This window comes from Flavobacterium sp. NRK F7, from assembly GCF_024054195.1.
GTDB lineage: Bacteria > Bacteroidota > Bacteroidia > Flavobacteriales > Flavobacteriaceae > Flavobacterium.
Genome location: NZ_JAMXLB010000001.1, coordinates 1,898,302 through 1,917,969 on the forward strand (window position 1 = coordinate 1,898,302; position 19,668 = coordinate 1,917,969).

General features: G+C 30.0%; 17 protein-coding genes. 4 read left to right on the forward strand and 13 right to left on the reverse strand.

Annotated elements, in window-relative coordinates; genetic code table 11:
• Positions 1-5: 5 nt before the first annotated feature.
• The 6 genes from NHF47_RS08435 to NHF47_RS08460 all read right to left on the reverse strand — a co-directional run bounded on the left by NHF47_RS08435 (position 6) and on the right by NHF47_RS08460 (position 6,229).
• A complete protein-coding gene (locus tag NHF47_RS08435; RefSeq protein WP_252764501.1) occupies positions 6-1,367 on the reverse strand; it encodes an exonuclease domain-containing protein in 1,362 nt (453 codons plus the stop codon).
• A 66-nt stretch (positions 1,368-1,433) separates the two neighbouring features.
• A complete protein-coding gene (locus NHF47_RS08440) occupies positions 1,434-2,132 on the reverse strand; it encodes a YggS family pyridoxal phosphate-dependent enzyme (protein WP_252764502.1) in 699 nt (232 codons plus the stop codon).
• Positions 2,116-2,628 carry a hypothetical protein gene (locus tag NHF47_RS08445; protein WP_252764503.1) on the reverse strand — a complete coding sequence of 171 codons (513 nt, stop codon included), beginning with the start codon at positions 2,626-2,628 and terminating at the stop codon, positions 2,116-2,118. Before NHF47_RS08445 ends, NHF47_RS08440 begins: the two co-directional genes overlap by 17 nt.
• Before the next feature lie 38 nt (positions 2,629-2,666).
• Entirely contained in the window at positions 2,667-3,893 is a 1,227-nt protein-coding gene (locus tag NHF47_RS08450) for a DUF1015 domain-containing protein (protein WP_252764504.1), read from the reverse strand.
• Positions 3,894-3,958: 65 nt separating this feature from the next.
• On the reverse strand, positions 3,959-4,852 hold the full coding sequence (locus tag NHF47_RS08455; protein WP_252764505.1) for a 3-hydroxyacyl-CoA dehydrogenase family protein: 894 nt from the start codon (positions 4,850-4,852) through the stop codon (positions 3,959-3,961).
• A gap of 405 nt (positions 4,853-5,257) precedes the next feature.
• A complete protein-coding gene (locus NHF47_RS08460; RefSeq protein WP_252764506.1) occupies positions 5,258-6,229 on the reverse strand; it encodes a Gfo/Idh/MocA family protein in 972 nt (323 codons plus the stop codon).
• A gap of 132 nt (positions 6,230-6,361) precedes the next feature.
• Here NHF47_RS08460 and NHF47_RS08465 point away from each other — a divergent pair, with 132 nt between their 5' ends.
• A complete protein-coding gene (locus tag NHF47_RS08465) occupies positions 6,362-7,003 on the forward strand; it encodes a protein-L-isoaspartate(D-aspartate) O-methyltransferase (RefSeq protein ID WP_252764507.1) in 642 nt (213 codons plus the stop codon).
• A 23-nt stretch (positions 7,004-7,026) separates the two neighbouring features.
• Positions 7,027-10,776, forward strand: a complete 3,750-nt coding sequence (locus NHF47_RS08470) for a transglutaminase domain-containing protein (protein ID WP_252764508.1) — start codon at positions 7,027-7,029, stop codon at positions 10,774-10,776.
• Positions 10,777-10,831: 55 nt separating this feature from the next.
• Here the strand turns inward: NHF47_RS08470 and smpB are convergent, their stop codons facing one another.
• Positions 10,832-11,284, reverse strand: coding sequence for an SsrA-binding protein SmpB (smpB, locus tag NHF47_RS08475; protein ID WP_252764509.1), 453 nt, complete (start codon positions 11,282-11,284; stop codon positions 10,832-10,834).
• Positions 11,285-11,453: 169 nt separating this feature from the next.
• On the opposite strand from smpB, the gene NHF47_RS08480 reads away from it, so the two are divergent.
• Together NHF47_RS08480 and NHF47_RS08485 are read left to right on the forward strand one after the other, a co-directional pair.
• Positions 11,454-12,974: a S8/S53 family peptidase gene (locus NHF47_RS08480; RefSeq protein WP_252764510.1), complete on the forward strand. Its 1,521-nt coding sequence runs from the start codon at positions 11,454-11,456 to the stop codon at positions 12,972-12,974.
• Between the two features lie 247 nt (positions 12,975-13,221).
• A complete protein-coding gene (locus tag NHF47_RS08485; protein ID WP_252764511.1) occupies positions 13,222-13,503 on the forward strand; it encodes a hypothetical protein in 282 nt (93 codons plus the stop codon).
• Positions 13,504-13,537: 34 nt separating this feature from the next.
• Here NHF47_RS08485 and NHF47_RS08490 read toward each other — a convergent pair whose 3' ends face one another.
• From NHF47_RS08490 to NHF47_RS08515, 6 genes are all read right to left on the reverse strand, one after another.
• Positions 13,538-14,386, reverse strand: a complete 849-nt coding sequence (locus NHF47_RS08490; RefSeq protein ID WP_252764512.1) for an aldose 1-epimerase family protein — start codon at positions 14,384-14,386, stop codon at positions 13,538-13,540.
• On the reverse strand, positions 14,364-14,942 hold the full coding sequence (locus NHF47_RS08495; protein WP_252764513.1) for a GNAT family N-acetyltransferase: 579 nt from the start codon (positions 14,940-14,942) through the stop codon (positions 14,364-14,366). The genes NHF47_RS08490 and NHF47_RS08495 overlap by 23 nt, the downstream gene beginning before the upstream one ends.
• A gap of 201 nt (positions 14,943-15,143) precedes the next feature.
• Positions 15,144-15,524, reverse strand: coding sequence for a hypothetical protein (locus NHF47_RS08500; protein ID WP_140998926.1), 381 nt, complete (start codon positions 15,522-15,524; stop codon positions 15,144-15,146).
• A 258-nt stretch (positions 15,525-15,782) separates the two neighbouring features.
• The gene (locus tag NHF47_RS08505) at positions 15,783-17,672 is read right to left on the reverse strand and encodes a DUF349 domain-containing protein (protein ID WP_252766073.1); all 1,890 of its coding nucleotides are present in this window, start codon (positions 17,670-17,672) and stop codon (positions 15,783-15,785) included.
• A 231-nt stretch (positions 17,673-17,903) separates the two neighbouring features.
• Positions 17,904-18,665, reverse strand: coding sequence for a shikimate dehydrogenase (locus NHF47_RS08510; protein WP_252764514.1), 762 nt, complete (start codon positions 18,663-18,665; stop codon positions 17,904-17,906).
• Between the two features lie 5 nt (positions 18,666-18,670).
• Positions 18,671-19,639: a DUF368 domain-containing protein gene (locus NHF47_RS08515; RefSeq protein ID WP_252764515.1), complete on the reverse strand. Its 969-nt coding sequence runs from the start codon at positions 19,637-19,639 to the stop codon at positions 18,671-18,673.
• Positions 19,640-19,668: the final 29 nt, after the last annotated feature.

The window sequence follows — 19,668 nt, forward strand, 5'->3', positions numbered from 1 at the left end:
AAAAATTAAAAAGGAATCACTTTCATTACTTTGTGTTTTCTCAAATAGCCTTGAATGATATTCTTTGAATCGCGATTATTTTGCATTGGTATGATAATTTTCTGCAAAATTTCTAAATTGTTGATTTGGTAATTTAGATCGTAAAAGCAGTAGCCTTTTAGGTTGCCATTTTCAATGACAATAGCACTTCTTTCATCATGAGTTCTACCTCTGTCCACAATGACCAAGTTGTTTTTAGAAAGCGTATTTTCTTCGATAAACAACTGAACCCTTTTATTATATTCTTGTGGTGTTTCTTTATTGATACAAGCTCCGTAACATTGCTTTAAGTCGTATTGAAAACAACTACTCTTAGTATCGTATAAACCGTTTATTTTTTGACAAAGGTTGTATTTTTCTGTAATTTTAAACAAATAATTTTTGCCTTCTAGTAAGGAAGTAAAAGAGGTGATTTCTTTTTTTCGACCATCTACTTTTTGAACGCTAAGTTTAATATACCCTTTCTCGTTTTTTTCAGTATATAGAGCCCAACCAAATAGCGATTTTTTCAAAGATCTATTGTAAACGGGTTTGTTAATTTTAATTTCCTCGCTTTCTTTTAAAAGTGCAATTAATTCACTTCCAGTTTCCTCATAAGTAACAGTATAGACATCACGTTGTATCTTTTTACTTTTGTGTGTGGTTCCTGTGAAATGCTGATTGACTCTTTTTTTGATGTTTTTACTTTTACCAATGTAAATCAGGTCGCCTTTTTCATTATGAATGTAATAAATACCTGTTTTAGAAGGAACGGCATCTACAATATCGAGTAGTTTGGGAGATAAACCCGCTTTGATTTCGGTTTTTACAAAACTTTTTACAATTTCTTTTCCTGTGTCTTTGGAAAGTAAAAGTTTGAATAATTTTACTGTAGCCATAGCATCACCACTTGCTCGGTGTCTATCCGCAATAGGAATACCTAAGGAACGAACCAATTTACCTAAACTATACGAAGGTTGCTCTGGAATCAGTTTTTTAGCTAATTCTACAGTGCATAATGTTGGTTTTTTAAAGGTATACCCTAATCTTCTAAATTCGGTACTTAAAATGCGATAATCAAAAGAAGCATTATGAGCCACAATAATACTACCTTCGGTAATTTCGATAATTCGTTTGGCTACTTCATAAAACTTTGGAGCAGAACGCAACATAGCATTATTAATACCCGTTAATTTAACCACAAAAGGTTGTATGGGTTTTTCAGGATTTACCAAGCTAATAAATTGGTCAATTACTTCATGACCATCGTATTTATAAATAGCGATTTCGGTAATACCTTCTTCATTGTATTGCCCACCAGTTGTTTCTATGTCGAGTATTGCGTACAAATTAAGTATTCAGTGTTCAGTTGTTAGTATTCAGTATTTTTAAAATTGACATATTTTCGCATTGACTTATTGATAATTTCGATTTCCAAATATACTACTTCCTATTCGAACCATGGTACTCCCACAAGAAATGGCCAATTCATAATCTCCAGACATACCCATTGAAAGAATATTCAAGTCTATAGTATCACAAGTAGCGGAGCCGAAATGTTTTTTTGTTGTATCGAAAAGAACTTTTAAATGTTGAAATTCTTTTTGAATTTGGTTTTGGTTTTCAGTAAAGGTAGCCATTCCCATTAGTCCAACAATTTTTATGTTTTTAAATGAAGGATTGTTACTCTTAGCGGCGTTGAGAAGTAGGTTGAGAATGTCATTTAATTCCGTTTCATCCAAACCAAACTTCGTTTCTTCTTCTGCAATGTGCATTTGTAATAAACACGGAATAACACGATTGTTTTTTGCCGCTTGTTTGTCAATTTCTTTCAATAGTTTTAAACTGTCAACACCATGAATCAAACTCACAAAAGGAGCCATATATTTTACTTTATTGGTTTGAACATGCCCAATCATATGCCATTCGATATCTTTTGGCATTTGCTCATACTTTTCGGTCATTTCCTGAATTTTGTTTTCACCAAAAATACGTTGGCCAGCCTCATAAGCTTCCATTATATCTGATATAGGTTTCGTTTTAGAAACCGCCACAAGTGTAACTTGTTTAGGAATCGTTTTTTTTATGTTGTTGAGATTAGTTGCTATGTTCATTTTTAAGTTCTTGAATTAAATTATATAGATCTTTTGCTTCCTTTTTTTTCAAGAAAATGGCATTATTATCATAAAAGAAATCGATTCCACTTCCATATTCAAATGGTTTTTTTATGGTAATGTAATCTTTTTCTATTCTATAATTTATAGAATAAATATTAAAGGGATGTTTCTCTAGTTTTATATAATCAAAATTTACAATTATTTTATTTTTAAAACATTGAATTTCTATTTTATCTTTTTTTAGAGTGATTGTGGTAAATTTTCTATAAAAAAAATCTATAAAAAATCGAATGAAACAATAGGTAATCATGAAGTAACCTAAGCCGATTTTATAATAATAGAACATAGTACTTTCATGTTGTTTTTCAGTTTTTAAGCAAAGATGATATATGAAAAAACTCAATAAAGTTCCTACAAACACCAATCCAAAATCAATGTTTCTAAAAATAAATCCTTGAAACGGTTTTCCTTGCCATATTATTTCATTATTCATTACAAAGAAATTAAAAATAAATTAGTTCTCAATCTTACTTACAATTCATAAACAATCAAACCACTTCTAAATTTAGGTTCGATATAGGTGCTTTTTGGAGGCATAATTAAATTATGATCGGCCAATGTTTTTATCTCTGAAATATCAGAAGGGTAGAGCATAAATCCAACTTCAAAATCTCCTTCATCAATGACTTGTTTAATTGTGGTTATCGATTGTTTCCCTGGAATGTATTCAATGCGTTCGTCATTACGTAAATCTCCAATTCCTAAAATAGGATGTAAAACCGTATTGTATAAAATTTGAGCATCTAAAGTATTCAAAATCGAATTTTCTGTGTTTTCATTTATAGGATGTTTATAGAATAAAGCATAAAAATTACCATCTAAATACATACCAAATTCAAATTTATTTTCTGGTTTCCAAAGTTCTTGTTCTTTTGGCTTTACAATAAAATATTCTTCCAATAAAGTGAGAAAATTTGCTTTGGAATGTCCATTTAAATCTCTAATAATTCGATTGAATTCATAAATTTTAACATTGCTTTCGGCAATTAAAAAACTCATAAAATATTCTAAATGAGGATTGCCTAATTTTTTATCCTGCTCGTAAAGCATTTCAGCTGAAGCGGAGCGATGATGTCCATCAGCTATATATAGATTAGGTATATTCTCAAAATAGTCTTGTAGCCAATCGATATCACTTTGGGTATCTATTTTCCAAAGCGTATGCTTTTCTTTAGTAGTGGTAGTAAAAGCATAAATGGGTTCACTTTGTTTCTTTAATAACAACCAAGTATTAATTTCCACACTATCAGGGTAGGTAATTAAGACAGGTTCTGTATTAAACTGGGTTTGATGTAAATAATCTTTGAATAATTCCACGCGATATTGTAACGTATCTTCGTGTTTTTTAATTATATCTTTTTGATAATCTTCAACTGAAGTTCCTGCAATTATACCTGTAAAAGTCTGATTTTTCGTTTGAATTTCATAAACATAAAAAACCGCTTTTTCTTCTTGAATAAAGATGCCTTCGCTTTTAAAATCCTTGTATTTTAGAGCTACTCCTTTAAAGCGTTTGTCCCAACTTATTTTCTGCGAATGCGCATAAGCAGGATTAATTACATGCAAAAATGAATACGGATTGAAGTTAAGCCATGCGGCTAACTCGGCCGGACTATAATCGTCATAATTTCTGCAGGTAACCAAACCAATTTTATCGGGTGCTGGTCTAACCGCTTTAAAAGGAATTATTTTACTCATAATGTAGTTAAAAATCAAAAGTCTAAAAGTTGAGAATGTAACTTTTAGACTTTTGACATTAGTCTTTACGACTTCATAAATTGTTTTGAAACTTTTTCTGCTTTTTTAACTTCAGCATAATCGTAGAAACCTTCTCCAGATTTCACACCTAATTTTCCCGCCATCACCATATTTACCAATAAAGGACAAGGTGCGTATTTTGGGTTTTTAAAGCCATCATACATAACGTTTAAAATAGAAAGACAAACATCTAACCCAATAAAATCGGCTAACTGTAAAGGACCCATCGGATGTGCCATTCCTAATTTCATTACGGTATCAATTTCTGCTACACCAGCAACACCATTGTATAAAGTTTCGATAGCCTCATTAATCATTGGCATTAAGATACGATTGGCAACAAAACCTGGATAATCATTTACTTCTGTTGGTGTTTTTCCTAATTTTTCAGATAAGTTCATGATGATTTTAGTCACTTCATCAGAAGTGTTGTATCCTCTGATAATTTCAACCAATTTCATGATAGGCACTGGATTCATAAAATGCATTCCGATCACACGTTCAGGATGTACAACTTGTGCCGCAATTTGTGTAATAGAAATGGAAGAAGTATTGGTTGCTAAAATCACATTATGGTCACAAATGTCACTTAACTGTTTGAAGATTTTTAATTTTAAATCTACATTTTCAGTAGCTGCTTCAACCACTAAATCACAACCCACAACACCATCTTTCGTATCGGTGTAAGTAATGATATTGCTTATTGTTTTAATTTTATCTTCTTCTGTAATGCTACCTTTGGCTACCATTCGATCTAAATTTTTAGCGATTGTGGTCATGCCTCTTTCAATTGCGGCTTCTGATATATCGATTAATTTTACGGTAAATCCGGATTGTGCAAAAGTATGAGCAATTCCGTTGCCCATAGTTCCTGCACCTATTACTGCTATTTGTTTCATTATATTAATTGAGTTTTGTTTTATTAGTATATATTAAAAATGAGGTTAGGCCAGGAATTAACACCATGAAAAGTTCTAAAAACTTAGATTCTATTATAAGTTGAATGGCCAAGCCTAATAAAAAAAGTAGACTTATGATTTCAAAAAATAGTACTATTGAATTAACGATCATTTTAGCTTTTATGGATAGCTGATTTTTAACTTTTCTTACAAAAAATTGGATACTCATGAATGTTACAATTATTCCAAAACCTAAGCTACCTAAAATAAAAAGGTTTCTTTCATTACTGTCTTTATTAAATATAACTTGAATGAAAAAATAAATTACAACAAATAAAAAACATAGAATAAAAAAAGGTTTGATTCTTTTTGATAGTAAAAATAAGAGAAAATCTTTTCTATTCATTATGATTTATTTTCCATGGATTCAATAATCATGTAAGCTACACGTAATGCTTCGGTACCATCTTCTAAGGTTACAATGGGTGTTGTGTTATTGTTAATTGCATCTGCAAAAGTTTCCAATTCTTCTAAAATGGCATTGTTTGCATTTACTTTAGGATTGTCAAAATAGATTTGTTTTTTGATCCCTTCGGCATTTTGCAAAATCATATCAAAATCCCCAGGTGTTTCAGGTGCATCTTTCATTTTAACCACTTCACATATTTTCTCCAAATAATCTACCGAAATGTATGCGTCTTTTTGAAAAAATCGTGATTTACGCATGTTTTTCATCGAAATTCTACTCGAAGTTACATTGGCAACACACCCATTTTCAAATTCAATTCGAGCATTTGCAATATCTGGAGAATCCGATATAACGGCAACCCCACTAGCATTTACTGATTTTACTTTGGATTGAACCACACTTAAAATGGCATCAATATCATGAATCATCAAATCCAATACTACTGGAACATCTGTACCTCTTGGATTAAACTCAGCTAAACGATGTGTTTCAATAAACATAGGGTTTTCAATCTTATCTTTTATAGCTTGAAACGCAGGATTAAATCGTTCTACGTGACCTACTTGTCCTTTTACTTGATGTTTTTTTGCTAAAGCAATGATTTTTTCTGCTTCTTCTACCGTATTTGAAATAGGTTTTTCTAAAAAAACATGTTTACCCGCTTCAATTGCTGTAATAGCACAATCATAGTGGGAAAGAGTAGGTGTAACAATATCAACAACATCAACAGCGTTGATTAGGCTTTCGATAGAGTCAAACTTTTTATAACCAAATTCAGTAGCTACTTTTTTAGCATTTTCTTCAAAAGGATCATAAAAGCCAACTAATTCATATTTTGAGGATTGATTTAATAAACGTAAATGTATTTTTCCTAAGTGACCAGCACCTAGAACACCAACTTTCAACATAATAAAGTATTTTCAACAAAAATACATATTTGTTTGAAGTTTTTAAGATACCAGTTCTGTTTTTTTTGAAGTTTATAGCTTGTTTATTGTCTTTTTTACTGTTATTTTTACCAAAAACTAACAGCCTATACATTGAAAGATACTCCCAAACATCAAGGACTTAGAAATCAACTAGCTAAATTATTAGAGCAAAAAGGAATTACGGATAAAAACGTGTTAGAAGCCATAAAAAAAATTCCACGTCACCTCTTTTTAAATTCAAGCTTTGAAGATTTTGCTTACCAAGATAAAGCCTTTCCAATTGCAGCTGGACAGACCATTTCTCAGCCATATACAGTTGCGTTTCAAAGTCAGTTATTGGACGTTAAAAAAGAACACAAAATTTTAGAAATTGGTACAGGAAGTGGTTATCAAACTGCTGTTTTGTGTACTTTAGGAGCCAAAGTATATACTATTGAAAGACAAAATGAGCTTTTTAAAATAACGTCTTTGTTATTGCCAAAATTAGGAATTAGGCCCAAACATATTTCTTTTGGAGATGGCTATAAAGGATTACCGCAATATGCACCTTTTGACAGCATTATTGTTACCGCTGGTGCACCTTTTATTCCTCCAGCTTTAATGGCTCAGTTGAAAATAGGTGGTAAACTTGTTATTCCTTTAGGAGAAGAACATCAGATTATGACTCTATTAATTAGAAAAAATGAATCACAATTTGAAAAACATGAGTTTGGAGAGTTTCGTTTTGTACCGCTCTTAGAAGATAAAAATTAAAATATATTAAATAACCTACTTTTATGAAGAACACCCTAACTGCCCTGTTATTATTCTTTACTATGGTTGTGTTTTCTCAAAATGATTACACTGAAGTAATGGATTTATTGCTTAAAAATGAAAGGCAAGAAGCAAGAAAATTGTATGATAAAAAATTTGCTTCCAAAAGCGCATCAGACATTGATTTACTTTTTTTAGACGCCATTATTGATGTAGAGCTTGGTAAAACCAACTTTGACGAAACCTTATTAAGAAAAATTGAAAACTTACCCAATGCAGCGTTTTATATCGACCCTTTTATCAATGAAAATTATGTGCTAAATGATTTAAGTTCTGACAATAGTAATGATTTGATTTATAAAAAGATTGATTTTTTAGCAGCATCTGCAAAATTTAAAAACAAAAATATTGTTAAATATAGAAAAGCTTTTTATGATTTTAAACGCTTGAATTTTGAAGCTTCTTTAAATCATTACAAAAGTTTGCACACTATTAATAATTGGCAATTGTGTGGTGTTTTTGAAAATTTAAATAGTAGTGGTTTGGATACTGAATACGAACCAGAATTATACGCAAAGGATGATAAATTATTTGACGCAAATAGTAACGGTCTTGTCGGTTGGTTTATACCTAAAACAAAATCAACTCAAGGATATCAATATTTTGTGAATGAAAAGGAATATGGAAATGGAATTATATATGCACAAACATTTGTAAATGTCCCTTCTGATAAGAAATATTTATTACAATTTGGTTGTTCATCTGGAATCAAAATTTTTATTGATGATGTTGAAATTGCTTCCAAATATGAAACTGCTGAAACAAATTTGGATGCTTTCAATTACGAAATTGACTTGCAAAAAGGAATACACAGAATTTTAGTAAAACTTGAAGTTGAAGGTGGTTCAGATTATTTCTCTTGTTCATTATTCAATGTTGATCAAACAGTTGCTGAAGAATTAACTTTTGAAGAAAAATATATTCCCTATCAGTCTGGTGCTTTTAATAGTGCTAGTAGTACTGAAAAAGCATTAGATTATGAAGAATTTTTCGAATCTAAAGTTAAAAGTAATCCTAATAATGTTTTGTATAAGTTGTTTTTATATTCAGCTTATGCTGCTAACAAAAAGAAAGATAAAGCGCATGATGCAATAGAAGGCCTCGATATTAGATATCCAAAAAGTTCTTTAATTGCTAAATATTTTATGAATTATTATATTTTAGATGATAATTCTCAAAAATATGAAGAGTTTAAAATAAATATTGAAAATAACGATAAAGATTATTATTATACCACTGTAATCAAAATGAAAGATAATAATTGGTTACAAAAAGGATCTATCTCAGAATTAGAAGAATATTATAACAAATCAAAACAATACCCAGAAAAATTTTACTCGCAACTTTTTGATTTTATGATTAAATCAAGAAAATCTGATATTGATGGAATGTTTAAGTTAGTGAATCAGATTTTAGATGAATCTTATAATAATGAAGAATATAAAATTTTAGTAGCAAATTTATACAGAAGACTAAAAAATGATAAAACAAAAGCGTTACAAATTTTAGAAACACTTTCAAAAGAAAGAGACAATATTAAAGCTACCTACGCTTTAATTGATATCTATAATAATGCGAATCAAATTGATAAAGTTAAGGAGTTGTTGAGAGAAGAAATTAATAAAAGACCTGATTTTAATTTCTTGAGAACGGCTTATATTGATATCTTAATTGATGAGAACAATTATAATGAAGCTCTTGAACTAGTGGACATTAATTTAGAATATTTTCCTTATTCCTTTGAAAATTTTGAAAAGAAAGCGGCTATTTACAGCTTAATGAATAATAGAAAAGAAGCTGAAAAATATTACAAGAAAGCCTTGTCACATTATAGTTCCAATTCTTCTCTTCGAAAAAAATTATATGATTTAACAAATACTCCTGATGAAATAGCAGAAGTTGAAACAAAAGACGTATATGCATTTATTAAGAAAAATAGAAATACGACTTTAAAAGGAGATTATGGAATAACCATATTATTAGATGAATTTATTGTGAATATTTTACCAGAAGGTGGTAGAAAATCAAAATCGAAATTGGTTTATGAAATAACTTCTGAAAGTGGAATTGAAAACCTTAAAGAATATGGATTGGATTCTTATGGAATAAATCTAACTAAATCGGAAATTATAAAGAAAAATGGATCAATTGTTCCTGGGGAAGTTGGTTCAGGTACCATTGTGTTCTCAAATTTAGAAATTGGAGATGTAATTTATGTAGAATATGATTTTATATCCAATTCTTATGGAAGGTTTTATAAAGACTTCAATATTGATTATGTAGTAAATGGAAGCTATCCGATAGTGGAATCCAATTTTTACATTATTCATGCTCCTGGTTTAAAATTTAATACTGTGGTTAAGAATGGAGATTTAAAAATGGTAGAAAAGAAAGTGAATGATAAAATCGTGAAACAATGGACGCAAAGAAATCTTAGTGCAATGCCAGTTCATGAATCGTATTCTCCTAATTTTGACGATTTAACTATTGAAATTTATGCAGGAACTATACCAGCTTGGAAAGATATTGCAAATTGGTATGCTGACTTAGTGAAGAAGAATAAAAAAGTCGATAAAACAACCCTTGCTGTTTTTAATGAAATTTTCCCTAATGGAATTTCAGGTTTGACTGAAACGCAACGAGCAGAAAAAATTTATGATTATATCCAAGAAAACATTACCTATAGTTATTTAGATTTCAGACAAAGTGGTTATGTACCTCAAAAACCTTCAAAGACGTTAGAATCGAAACTAGGTGATTGTAAAGATTTATCAACTTTGTTTGTTACGCTTGCCGAAAAAGCCGATTTAAAATCGAATTTGGTTTTGGTTCTTACCAATGATAATGGTTTAAAAGCGCTTCCTTTACCTTCATCAGAGTTCAATCATTGTATTGTGAAAGTAACTTTAGAAAATAAAGATTACTTTATAGAAATGACAGATAAATACCTGCCTTTCAAATCTATGCCAATATCTTTATATAAAGCAAACGCATTGGTAATTGAATTTGATAAAGCTAAAAATGAAGAGGCTAAATTGATACATTTGAATTTTGATAATTCTTTAACGAATGTAAAAAAATCGGTTGTAGAAATTGATATTACAGAAGAAAAGAAGAATTTTAAAATTAATCATGATTATTCAGGATATCTAAAAGCATACTATAATGAATTGTTTTCCAATGCTATTTCTGAAGAAATTAGAAAAAAAGAATTTGAAAATAACTTTAATAGTTCTTTGAATAAAACCATCGTTTACAAAAACAGTAATTTACTGTCAAAAAATAAATTTGATTCTACTATTCAGTTTGATATTCAATTTTTAGTGAATGAAAAATTACAACAATTAGGAAGTTTAAAAATTGTTGAAATACCGTTCTTTGAAAAAATTTATACCAAAGATTTAATCAATACTGAAACAAGGAACTATCCAATTAATTATGTGAAGTATGAAAATGTCAACCTTTATGAAAGTCAAGTAGTTCTAAATATTCCTGAAGGGAAAAAATTTATTGAAATTCCAGAAAACAAAAAATTGGCCTATAAAAACGATTCTTATGAAATTACCTATGAATTGGTTTCTGATACGCAATTAGTGGTTAACAGAAAGGCAAATTTATCATGGGAAGACGTTTCCGCTGAAGAATATCCAGAATTTAAAAAATATGTGGAAGAAGTAATTGTTAGTGAAGAACGAATAGTAGGTTACAAATAAAAATTATCTTGAGATTTAAATACAAAAAACACCCTTATTCAAGGGTGTTTTTTGTTTAATATGATTTTTTAATTCGGTCTAAATCTCTTTTGGTGTCTCTTTCTTTCATCGTTTCCCTTTTGTCGTAGTTCTTTTTACCTCGACATAAAGCAATATCTAATTTGGCCAATCCTTTTTCATTCGTAAATAAGCGCAAAGGAATAATTGTAAGTCCTTTATTATCACTGTCTTTTTGAAGTTTCTTTAATTCTTTCTTATTTAATAATAACTTTCTTTCACTTTTAGCTCTATGATTGTAATGTGTTCCAAAAAGGTATTCTTCAATGGTAGAATTAATTACAAAAAGTTCATTATTGTGAAATTCACAAAAACTTTCTGCAATGGAAGCTTTACCTAGGCGAATCGATTTGATTTCGGTACCCGTCAAAACTATCCCAGCAGTATATTTATCGATAATTTCGTAATCGAATTTAGCTCTTTTATTGAGTATGTTAATCGTTTTTTGCATTGGATTGCAAATGTAATTCAAAATATTAGAATTAGAAATTTTTATTACAAATATTGCGATGTTTAAAAAAATATGGTTTTTACAATAAACAATACTTAAAATTACGCAATTAATATTTTTTTATATAAAAAATTCATAAATTCGTATTTCAAACAGTAAACAAACAAATATGAAAAAAACAGTATTCAAGATATGCTTATTGGCAGTTCTTGGCTTAAATGTAGCATGTACAGAAGATTCTATTGAAAAAAACACTGCTGAAGAAGTACAAAATTTTAATCAGAAATTATTATCTCCGCAACAAATTAATGATGAAATAAAAAGCACTTTACAACAAACAGGTCAATTTTATTGGAAAAATGCATCCTTGCAACTATTATGGAGTGCTTCCCAACATGGGCAAAATTTAGTAACAATTGGTTATGGTACTTCTACTACAGATTTTGAAAAATCAGCTTCTAATCAAAGTAAAGAAATTGTAGAGCAATTATTGAATAGTATTCAAGCAAATGAATCGAATCCTGCTGAAAAACTTTTGATATATAATGATCCTGTTTTAAATATTATTGATGTAATTGTGAAAGATCAAAAAACACTATATGCTTTACGAAATAATAAAAATGTGAGGTATGTAGAACCAGCGGATTATCGCTTTTTTAAATTTGAAGAAGAAAACGGAGCTCAAAGAAGTTCAAGTTCAGGATCTTCCGGATGCGGATTCGATTCTCAAACCTTAAGTACAGCAGATTATACATCAATTACTCCAAATGCTAAGGTGCCATGGAGTTTTTACAAACATAATATTCCAAATGCATGGAGTAAAAGTACAGGTTCTGGTATTACTATTGGTGTTATTGATTCGGGTGTTTCTCCTAATCAATCTTTATTAGGTAGTAATTTTAATAACGGAGACTCAAATGGTAGAAGTGTACAAAAATATGGCACCTATGTAGATTCTATTTGGCCATGGTCTACTTCTACAGATGGTCCAAATGATCAATGTGGCCATGGTACTAGTATGACAGCCACTGCTACAGCACCTAGAAATAATAAAGGCTTACCTGTAGGCGTTGCGTATAATGCTAATTTAATTTCTTATAGAGCTGCAGCAAATGTTGTTTTAGAAGGTTATCATGAACAAAAAGGTGTTCAAAATGCTTTTGTAGGTTTAGGAAATAACTCTTCTGTTAAAATTATTTCGATGTCTATGGGACATATTTTTTCTGTAGGTAGAATTGAAGATGGCGTACGTTATGCTAATAACAGAGGAAAACTCATTTTTTGTGCAGGAGGAACTTCAACTAGTTTTACTAATTTTGTAGGTGTAATTTTTCCAGCTTGGATGAATGAAACTGTTGCTGTTACAGGTATTAAAGAAGGATCAGGTTACAATAAATGTTCGAATTGTCATTCAGGAAGTAAAATTGATTTTACTGTGGTAATGGAGCGTTCTGCTTCAGGGAATACGGCACCTGTATTAAGCTATTACGAAAATCAAACGGATTATGTAGGTGGCTCTTCTGTTGCAACAGCTACTACAGCGGGTATAGCTGCCTTAGTTTGGTCAAAAAATCCGAGTTGGACCAAAGATCAAGTTTTAAATAAACTAAAGCAATCTGCTTCTTTATATCCAAATAGAAGTTCAGAATACGGTTATGGTAATATTAATGCGGCTTTAGCTGTGCAATAAAACAATAGATTTCATACAATTATTAATTCTTGCAAAAGCGGATTCTAAGATATTAGAATCTGCTTTTGTTTTTTTATACTTACTTCTGATGCCTAATTTAATGTTAGTAAAAGAATGTTATTAATGCTAACTCGTTCATAATGAATAATTTTTTAAAAAAATATTAAAGAGTTTTTTTTAACATTTTTATTCATCCTAATATTTTTTTTGTATATTTATTTCTATTAACCCCAAAAACCAACCTACTATGATTTTAGAATGCCAACAAATCGACAAAGAGCTTATTCATTCCTTGCATTTCCCCACTGAAGAAGTGTTACTTGATAAAGAGGATGTAATACAACGAAAGAATGATTTAGACCGAGCTTTAGCTTTAGGGAATTTAGAACATCTAAAAATGAAAATTTATTTTGAAGACGATACGAACCTTAAAATGACAGAAACTACGATTTGGGGTGTTACAGATAATCGGATTATTTTGAAACAAGGAGTGGTAATTCCTTTAAATAGAATACATAAAATTATATAATAAAAAAGAGCTGTTCCTATCAGCTCTTTTTTATTTAATAGATTTCAATTGAAAATTTGCATTCATAATTACACTTCGAAGCTAACCATTGTATACCTTCTTTTTCTTGAATATGACCAGATGTGTCTTTATGGTCGGCCAATCCTAACCAAGGTTCGATACAAAGAAAAGGAGCTTTATTTTTGGTCCAAATGCCTAAATAAGGAAACTCCCTATAATCCATTTTTAAGATAGGTTTATTAAGATGGGATAGTGTAACTTCGGATGAATGGAGATTTTTAAAAACCAAGGCATCTTCTTCAAATAAACGATACTCCAGTGGTATACATTCTTCAACTGATGTTATAGTTTTGGTTTGACCAGAAAATAAATCGTTTTCAAGTACGTAACTTTCAAAACGTTCTTTTTTATTAAAGCACAATTTGTATTCTTCAAATGCATTTGGAATAGCAAAAGCTGGATGCGCTCCAATGGAAAATGGCATTTTTGAAATTCCTAAATTCTTTACTTGATAGCCAATGGTCAAACAAGATTCGTTTAAAGTGTAACTGAGTTGAAGTTCAAATTCAAATGGAAACTTTACTAAAGTTTCAGAGTTATAAGTGAATGAGAAAATGGTTTCCGTATCGGTTTGGTGAATAACAGAAAACTCATAATCTCTTGCAAAACCATGTCGTGAAAGCTGATATTCTTTCTCTTCATAAAGGTAAGTGTCCTCTTTTAATCGACCAACTATTGGAAAAAGAATGGGTGATGTTTTATTCCAATAGTCTGTATCTATTTCCCAAATGTAATTACAATTATTTTTAACTAGCGTTTGTAATTCTGCTCCTTTTGAATGTATGGAAGCAGATAAATATTTATTTTTTAGTGTTACTATCATTACTATGTTGTTGTTTTAAGATGCCATAATGTACGCTGTCTAGAAACTCTCCATTATGATAGCAATTTTCTACAAAGTGCGCTTCTTTTCTAAAACCATTTTTTTGCAATACTTTTTCAGAAGCAAGATTTCTTGGGTCGATAATAGCTTCTACTGAATGTAGCCCCATTTCTGTAAAGGCATAGTTTAAAAGCGTTTGGATGGCTTCTGTAATGTATCCTTTATTTTGATATTCGGGTAAAAGCATGTATCCTAATTCCGAACGATAATTTTCATTTTGGGTTCTGTAGAAACCGATAAGAGCGATGAGCTTATCATTGTCTTTTTCAGTCATAGCCCAATTAATTCCTTCGTTACTTTCGATTTTATCTTGAATCATTTTAATATGCTCTAATGCTTCTTCTTGCTTTGTAAGTAGTGGTCTGGGAATGTATTGCATTAATTCTGGGTTGCTTCTTAATGCGAAAATTTCATTAACATCAGTATCGCGAAGAGCTCTAAAATGCAATCTTTCTGATTCTAAGACAGGAAAAGGAGAGAAGTTAAGTTGTAGCATGTTGCCTAAAATTTATGAAGTGTGTATTATTATGATTTCATTTATATAAACGAAACCTTTAAAAATAAGTTATTATTAAAGGATTTTCAGTCCGAACAATATTACGAATTTAGTAAAAGAATACTATAAAAAAAGTCATTTAAAATGAAAAACATTCACTCTAAATGACTTTTAGAAACTAATCTAGCAATCTATAAATAATTATGAAGCTACACCCGTTATAAATTCTTTTTCACAAAATGTTTTGTAAGCGGAACGAATTATTTTTTTAAAAGATGAAGGAATAATATTTTCGGGAACTTTCCTTAATTTTTTTAAGGATAAGTTTTCTTCAAATAGGAACTGTACATGATTGTCTGCATCCAATTGAGTACTTATTACGGTAATATCATCCATATTAAAAACCACACTATTAAGTTCCGATTTTCTCGGTTTTTGATAGTTAATCTTAAAACTTTCATAGTTTTGTGCTACCTTATTGTAATCAAAAGTAATGTAAAGACCACTCATGATTTCTCGATCGATTAAGAATCCCATCAATTGTCCGTCTTCATTCAGAATGTTAATTTTTAAATCTCTCATAGGGTAAAATTTTATTGATTATTTTGGGCTAATAGCAATAAAAAAGTGTACACTCGAAAAATAGACTAACCTTCTTTTTTCAAATCTAGGATTCTGTTTTTTATTTTACAATACGTATTTATACGTATTTTTTGCCTTTTTTTATACGTATTTATACGTACTTTTTGAAAAACGGCTTCTTATTACTGCATCTATAGGAATAAAAAAATCCCATTAAATGGAACATTTAATGGGATTGGTTTTTTAAAAATAAGCGTTTTAGATATCTCTTAATTTATTTAATTTTTCCTTCCAAAGTTTTAATTCGTCTTTGTGTCTTTCAATATTTTTTTCAACTTCTTTAATAAATGGATTTTCTCCTTTTGAACTACTACTTATAAATTGAATATTATTTTCTAGTTGGAAAATTTCATTTTGAACTTCATCTATTTTCTTTCTAATGAAAAACTGTTCTTTTTCTAAAGATCGATTATCATCATTTTCTACCCACTGATCTAACTTAGCATTAAACTTCATCATCTCAGTATCTTTTTTAGATAAACTTAACTTCTCAAATAAAGCATCTAAAATTTTATTGAATTTCCCTTCAATATGTCTTCTGTTGAAAGGAACTCTTCCAAAGGATTTCCAAGCTTCAATATGAGCTTTAATCGCGTCTAAATCGGTTTTATGATTGCCCGTTAATTCAAAAGATTTTAAATTTTCTAAATATTCTTTTTTATTGTCAAACGCTTGAACTTCATCTTCGTTTTCAGCATTTCTAACTGCGTGCATGCGATCAAAATAATGATTGCAAGCGTCTTTAAAGTCTTTCCATATTTTATCAGAATACTTCCGAGGTACGTGTCCAATTTTTTTCCAATCTTCTTGAATTTGCTTCATAATTGGAGTTGTCGCTTTAAAATCTTCACTGTCTTTTAAAGATTCCGCTTTTTCAACTAAAGCTAATTTTTTAGATAGATTCTCTTGTTGTTCATGTTTGATATCTTTATAGAACGCATTTTTATTGACATTAAAATTACGCACCGCAGTTTTAAAAGCAGCCCAAGTATCTTCTGTAACTTCTGCTGGAACTTTACCAGCTTTAAAGAAGCTTTCACGTAAAGCTTCCATTTTTTTGATTTGAGATTGCCAACCATTATGAGATTGAATATCTTCATTTCCTAAAGTAACAATTTGAGCAATAATTTCCTTTTTCTTTGCTAAATTTTCTACTTCTCTTTCTTTAGCCTGACCAAAAAAAGCTTCTCTTCTATCATGAATTTGTTTTGTTATTTCACTAAATTCATTCCAAATTGCTTCTCTATGTTCTCGGTCAACTGGACCAATTTCTTCTTTCCAAATACGGTGAAGTAATTGTAATTCACGAAAAGCTTTTAAAATATCTGCTTCATCTAACAAAGCTTTTGCTCGCTCAATGATAGCTTGTTTTTGTTCAAGATTATTCTTAAAATCTTGATCACGCGCCTCTTTGTCGAGGTGGATTAAATCATAAAAGCGTTCAATATGAAAATGGAAGTTATTCCAAACAATATTGTATTTGTCTCTTGGTATTGCACCTGCATTTTTCCATTGCTCTCTAATGTCGTTTAATTTCTTAAACATATCAGCAATAGAAAGTGTTTCATCTGTACCGTCAACTAAATTTTTTAAGTCTTCAATAATTTCGTTTCTAACAGTAAGATTGTTTTTTAAATTCTTTTGTAATTGGTTATAATGATTATTTCTGTTGGTTTTATAGTCGTCATAAACCGCATCAAATTTATTTTTTAGAGGGAAATGATATTCAAAAGTAGCCGTTTCATCTGTATTAGACTCATTGAATTCCTCTCGTTTTTCATCAATTAAATGATGGTACTGATTCATGAACGATTTTCTGATTTCTTCTACATGGTCTTTAATTGCCATTACTTTATGGTTGTGGACTAACTTATCTAATTCAGTAGTTAGTTCTTCCATAGTAAGAGAATCGTAGTCTAACATTGGAATAATATGTTTATCCTGAATAGAGTCGTCTTCGTTTTCTTCTGCGTTGGAATTATCAATCTCGTCTAAAGCAGATTGATTAATAGTGATTACATTTTCTTGAGACTCTTGCTCTTTTTGTCCATCTGCGTTTTGCAGGTTATCATTCTTTTCTTCTAACATCATTACATGCTTAAGGTTACTAATTGCGACCGAAGATACTAAAGGCTGTGCAAAATTCAAAGAAAAACCCGTATTTTTATATGTTAGAATACGCTTTAATGAATCTGTTCTTGTGTTTTCTATAAAATAAATTGAATCTTCAGAGACGAAATTATCTGTAATAATGATTCATAGAATAAGATTTTGAATTTTATAAAGCTTATGGAGGTTTTAATTGGGTATACCAATATCTTATCCATTCCAGATACTCCAAGCTTTTTCTGCTTGAAAAAGAAGCATTTCATAACCATTTTTTGTTTTAGCTCCTTGTGTTTTGGCTTTTCTTAAAAACGAGGTTTCCTCAGGATTATATACTAAATCAAAAGCGATATGATTTTTTGTAAATAAATGATAATCTAGAGGAGGTGCATCGTCTATGTTAGGATGTGTTCCTACAGGTGTAGTGTTTACAATAATTTGATATTCTTCAAAAATTTCTTGGTTTAACTCTTCATAACCTAATTGAAATTCATTTGGATTTCGAGAAACAAAATCATATTCAATTTTTAACTTCTTAAAGGCAAATGCAATGGCTTTACTGGCACCGCCAGTTCCTAAAATAAGCGCTTTTTTATGATGGGTATCAAGTAAAGGTTTGATAGCTTTTTTAAATCCATAATAATCGGTATTGTGTCCTTTTAATTTTTTCTTTTTTGAAATCGTAATAGTATTAACTGCTCCAATTATTTTTGCGTTTTTAGATAGTTTATCTAAATACGGGATAATTTCTTCTTTATATGGAATGGTAACATTTAATCCTTTTAAACCTTTAGTTTCTGAAAGAATTTTAGGAAAATCTTTAATGCTTGCAATATCAAAGTTAAGATATTCACAATTGTCAAAATGAAGTAATTGAAATTTTTCGGTAAAGTATTTTTTGGAGAAGGAATAACTAATATTTTTTCCAATTAGCCCAAATTTAATTTGCTTTTTATTTTTATTCTTTTTTGACATATAGCTTATTTTTTTCCTAATCGGTTCGCTATTTTTTCTAATCCGAAAATTAACATAAATCCACAAATAACCATAATTATAGCTGTTAAAATTTGTGGATCACCTTGAAAGTTTTGTGGTAGAATACTTTTCTCTAGAAACGGGACTGTTTCTCCGTGACTATTAATTCGAGTTTCAATCACTTCTTTCCAAGGCCAGATTTTATTTAAGGAACCAATCATAAAACCAACAAGTAAGGCTAAAGTAGTATTTTTATGATTGGAAAACATCCAAGTTAGTACTTTTGAAAATAATTTCAAGCCTAAAATTGCTCCAATCGCAAAGGTTCCTAATTTTAATAACGCATTACTAATAATTTCAAAATTTACTGTAGAAAGACCTTCTCTGAGTTGATTGATGGTTCCAATAACAGTTTGATACGAACCCATTAGAAGTAATATGAAAGCTCCTGAAACACCAGGTAAAATCATGGCTATAATGGCTAAAAAACCAGATATAAAAAGATACCAATAACTATCTGGTGATTCGGTAGGTTTTGCAATAGTAATATAATAAGAAATTACAATGCCAATGAGTAATGATACAATAGCTTTCCAAGACCAAGTTGAAATTTCTTTCCAAATAAACAAAATACTGGCGATAACTAATCCAAAGAAAAAAGACCAAACTACAATAGGTTGGGTGTCTAAAAGATGGATTATTATTTTTGAGAAAGTTACCACACTAATGGCAATTCCTAGAATAAGAGCGACTAAAAAATTACCATTAATGGCTGCCCACGTATTTTTTATTCCGTTTTCTTTAATCCCTTTGATTACTGAGAAATTGATTTTATTAATACTCTCAATTAATTCTTCATAGATACCAGAAATAAATGCGATTGTGCCTCCAGAAACGCCAGGGACTACGTCAGCGGCACCCATAGCAATACCTTTTAGAGTGATTAATATATAATCGGGAAAAAGTTTTCTCATGCTTTTATAAAATAAATGTCATTCAGCTA

What these genes read in the sequence shown, in the direction of transcription:
- NHF47_RS08440 (WP_252764502.1), bottom strand. Translation starts at nt 2,132, where the DNA reads ATGAACATAGCAACTAATCTCAACAACATAAAAAAAACGATTCCTAAA.
- NHF47_RS08445 (WP_252764503.1), bottom strand. Translation starts at nt 2,628, where the DNA reads ATGAATAATGAAATAATATGGCAAGGAAAACCGTTTCAAGGATTTATT.
- NHF47_RS08450 (WP_252764504.1), bottom strand. Translation starts at nt 3,893, where the DNA reads ATGAGTAAAATAATTCCTTTTAAAGCGGTTAGACCAGCACCCGATAAA.
- NHF47_RS08455 (WP_252764505.1), bottom strand. Translation starts at nt 4,852, where the DNA reads ATGAAACAAATAGCAGTAATAGGTGCAGGAACTATGGGCAACGGAATT.
- NHF47_RS08460 (WP_252764506.1), bottom strand. Translation starts at nt 6,229, where the DNA reads ATGTTGAAAGTTGGTGTTCTAGGTGCTGGTCACTTAGGAAAAATACAT.
- NHF47_RS08470 (WP_252764508.1), top strand. Translation starts at nt 7,027, where the DNA reads ATGAAGAACACCCTAACTGCCCTGTTATTATTCTTTACTATGGTTGTG.
- smpB (WP_252764509.1), bottom strand. Translation starts at nt 11,284, where the DNA reads ATGCAAAAAACGATTAACATACTCAATAAAAGAGCTAAATTCGATTAC.
- NHF47_RS08480 (WP_252764510.1), top strand. Translation starts at nt 11,454, where the DNA reads ATGAAAAAAACAGTATTCAAGATATGCTTATTGGCAGTTCTTGGCTTA.
- NHF47_RS08485 (WP_252764511.1), top strand. Translation starts at nt 13,222, where the DNA reads ATGATTTTAGAATGCCAACAAATCGACAAAGAGCTTATTCATTCCTTG.
- NHF47_RS08490 (WP_252764512.1), bottom strand. Translation starts at nt 14,386, where the DNA reads ATGATAGTAACACTAAAAAATAAATATTTATCTGCTTCCATACATTCA.
- NHF47_RS08495 (WP_252764513.1), bottom strand. Translation starts at nt 14,942, where the DNA reads ATGCTACAACTTAACTTCTCTCCTTTTCCTGTCTTAGAATCAGAAAGA.
- NHF47_RS08500 (WP_140998926.1), bottom strand. Translation starts at nt 15,524, where the DNA reads ATGAGAGATTTAAAAATTAACATTCTGAATGAAGACGGACAATTGATG.
- NHF47_RS08505 (WP_252766073.1), bottom strand. Translation starts at nt 17,672, where the DNA reads ATGTTAGAAGAAAAGAATGATAACCTGCAAAACGCAGATGGACAAAAA.
- NHF47_RS08510 (WP_252764514.1), bottom strand. Translation starts at nt 18,665, where the DNA reads ATGTCAAAAAAGAATAAAAATAAAAAGCAAATTAAATTTGGGCTAATT.
- NHF47_RS08515 (WP_252764515.1), bottom strand. Translation starts at nt 19,639, where the DNA reads ATGAGAAAACTTTTTCCCGATTATATATTAATCACTCTAAAAGGTATT.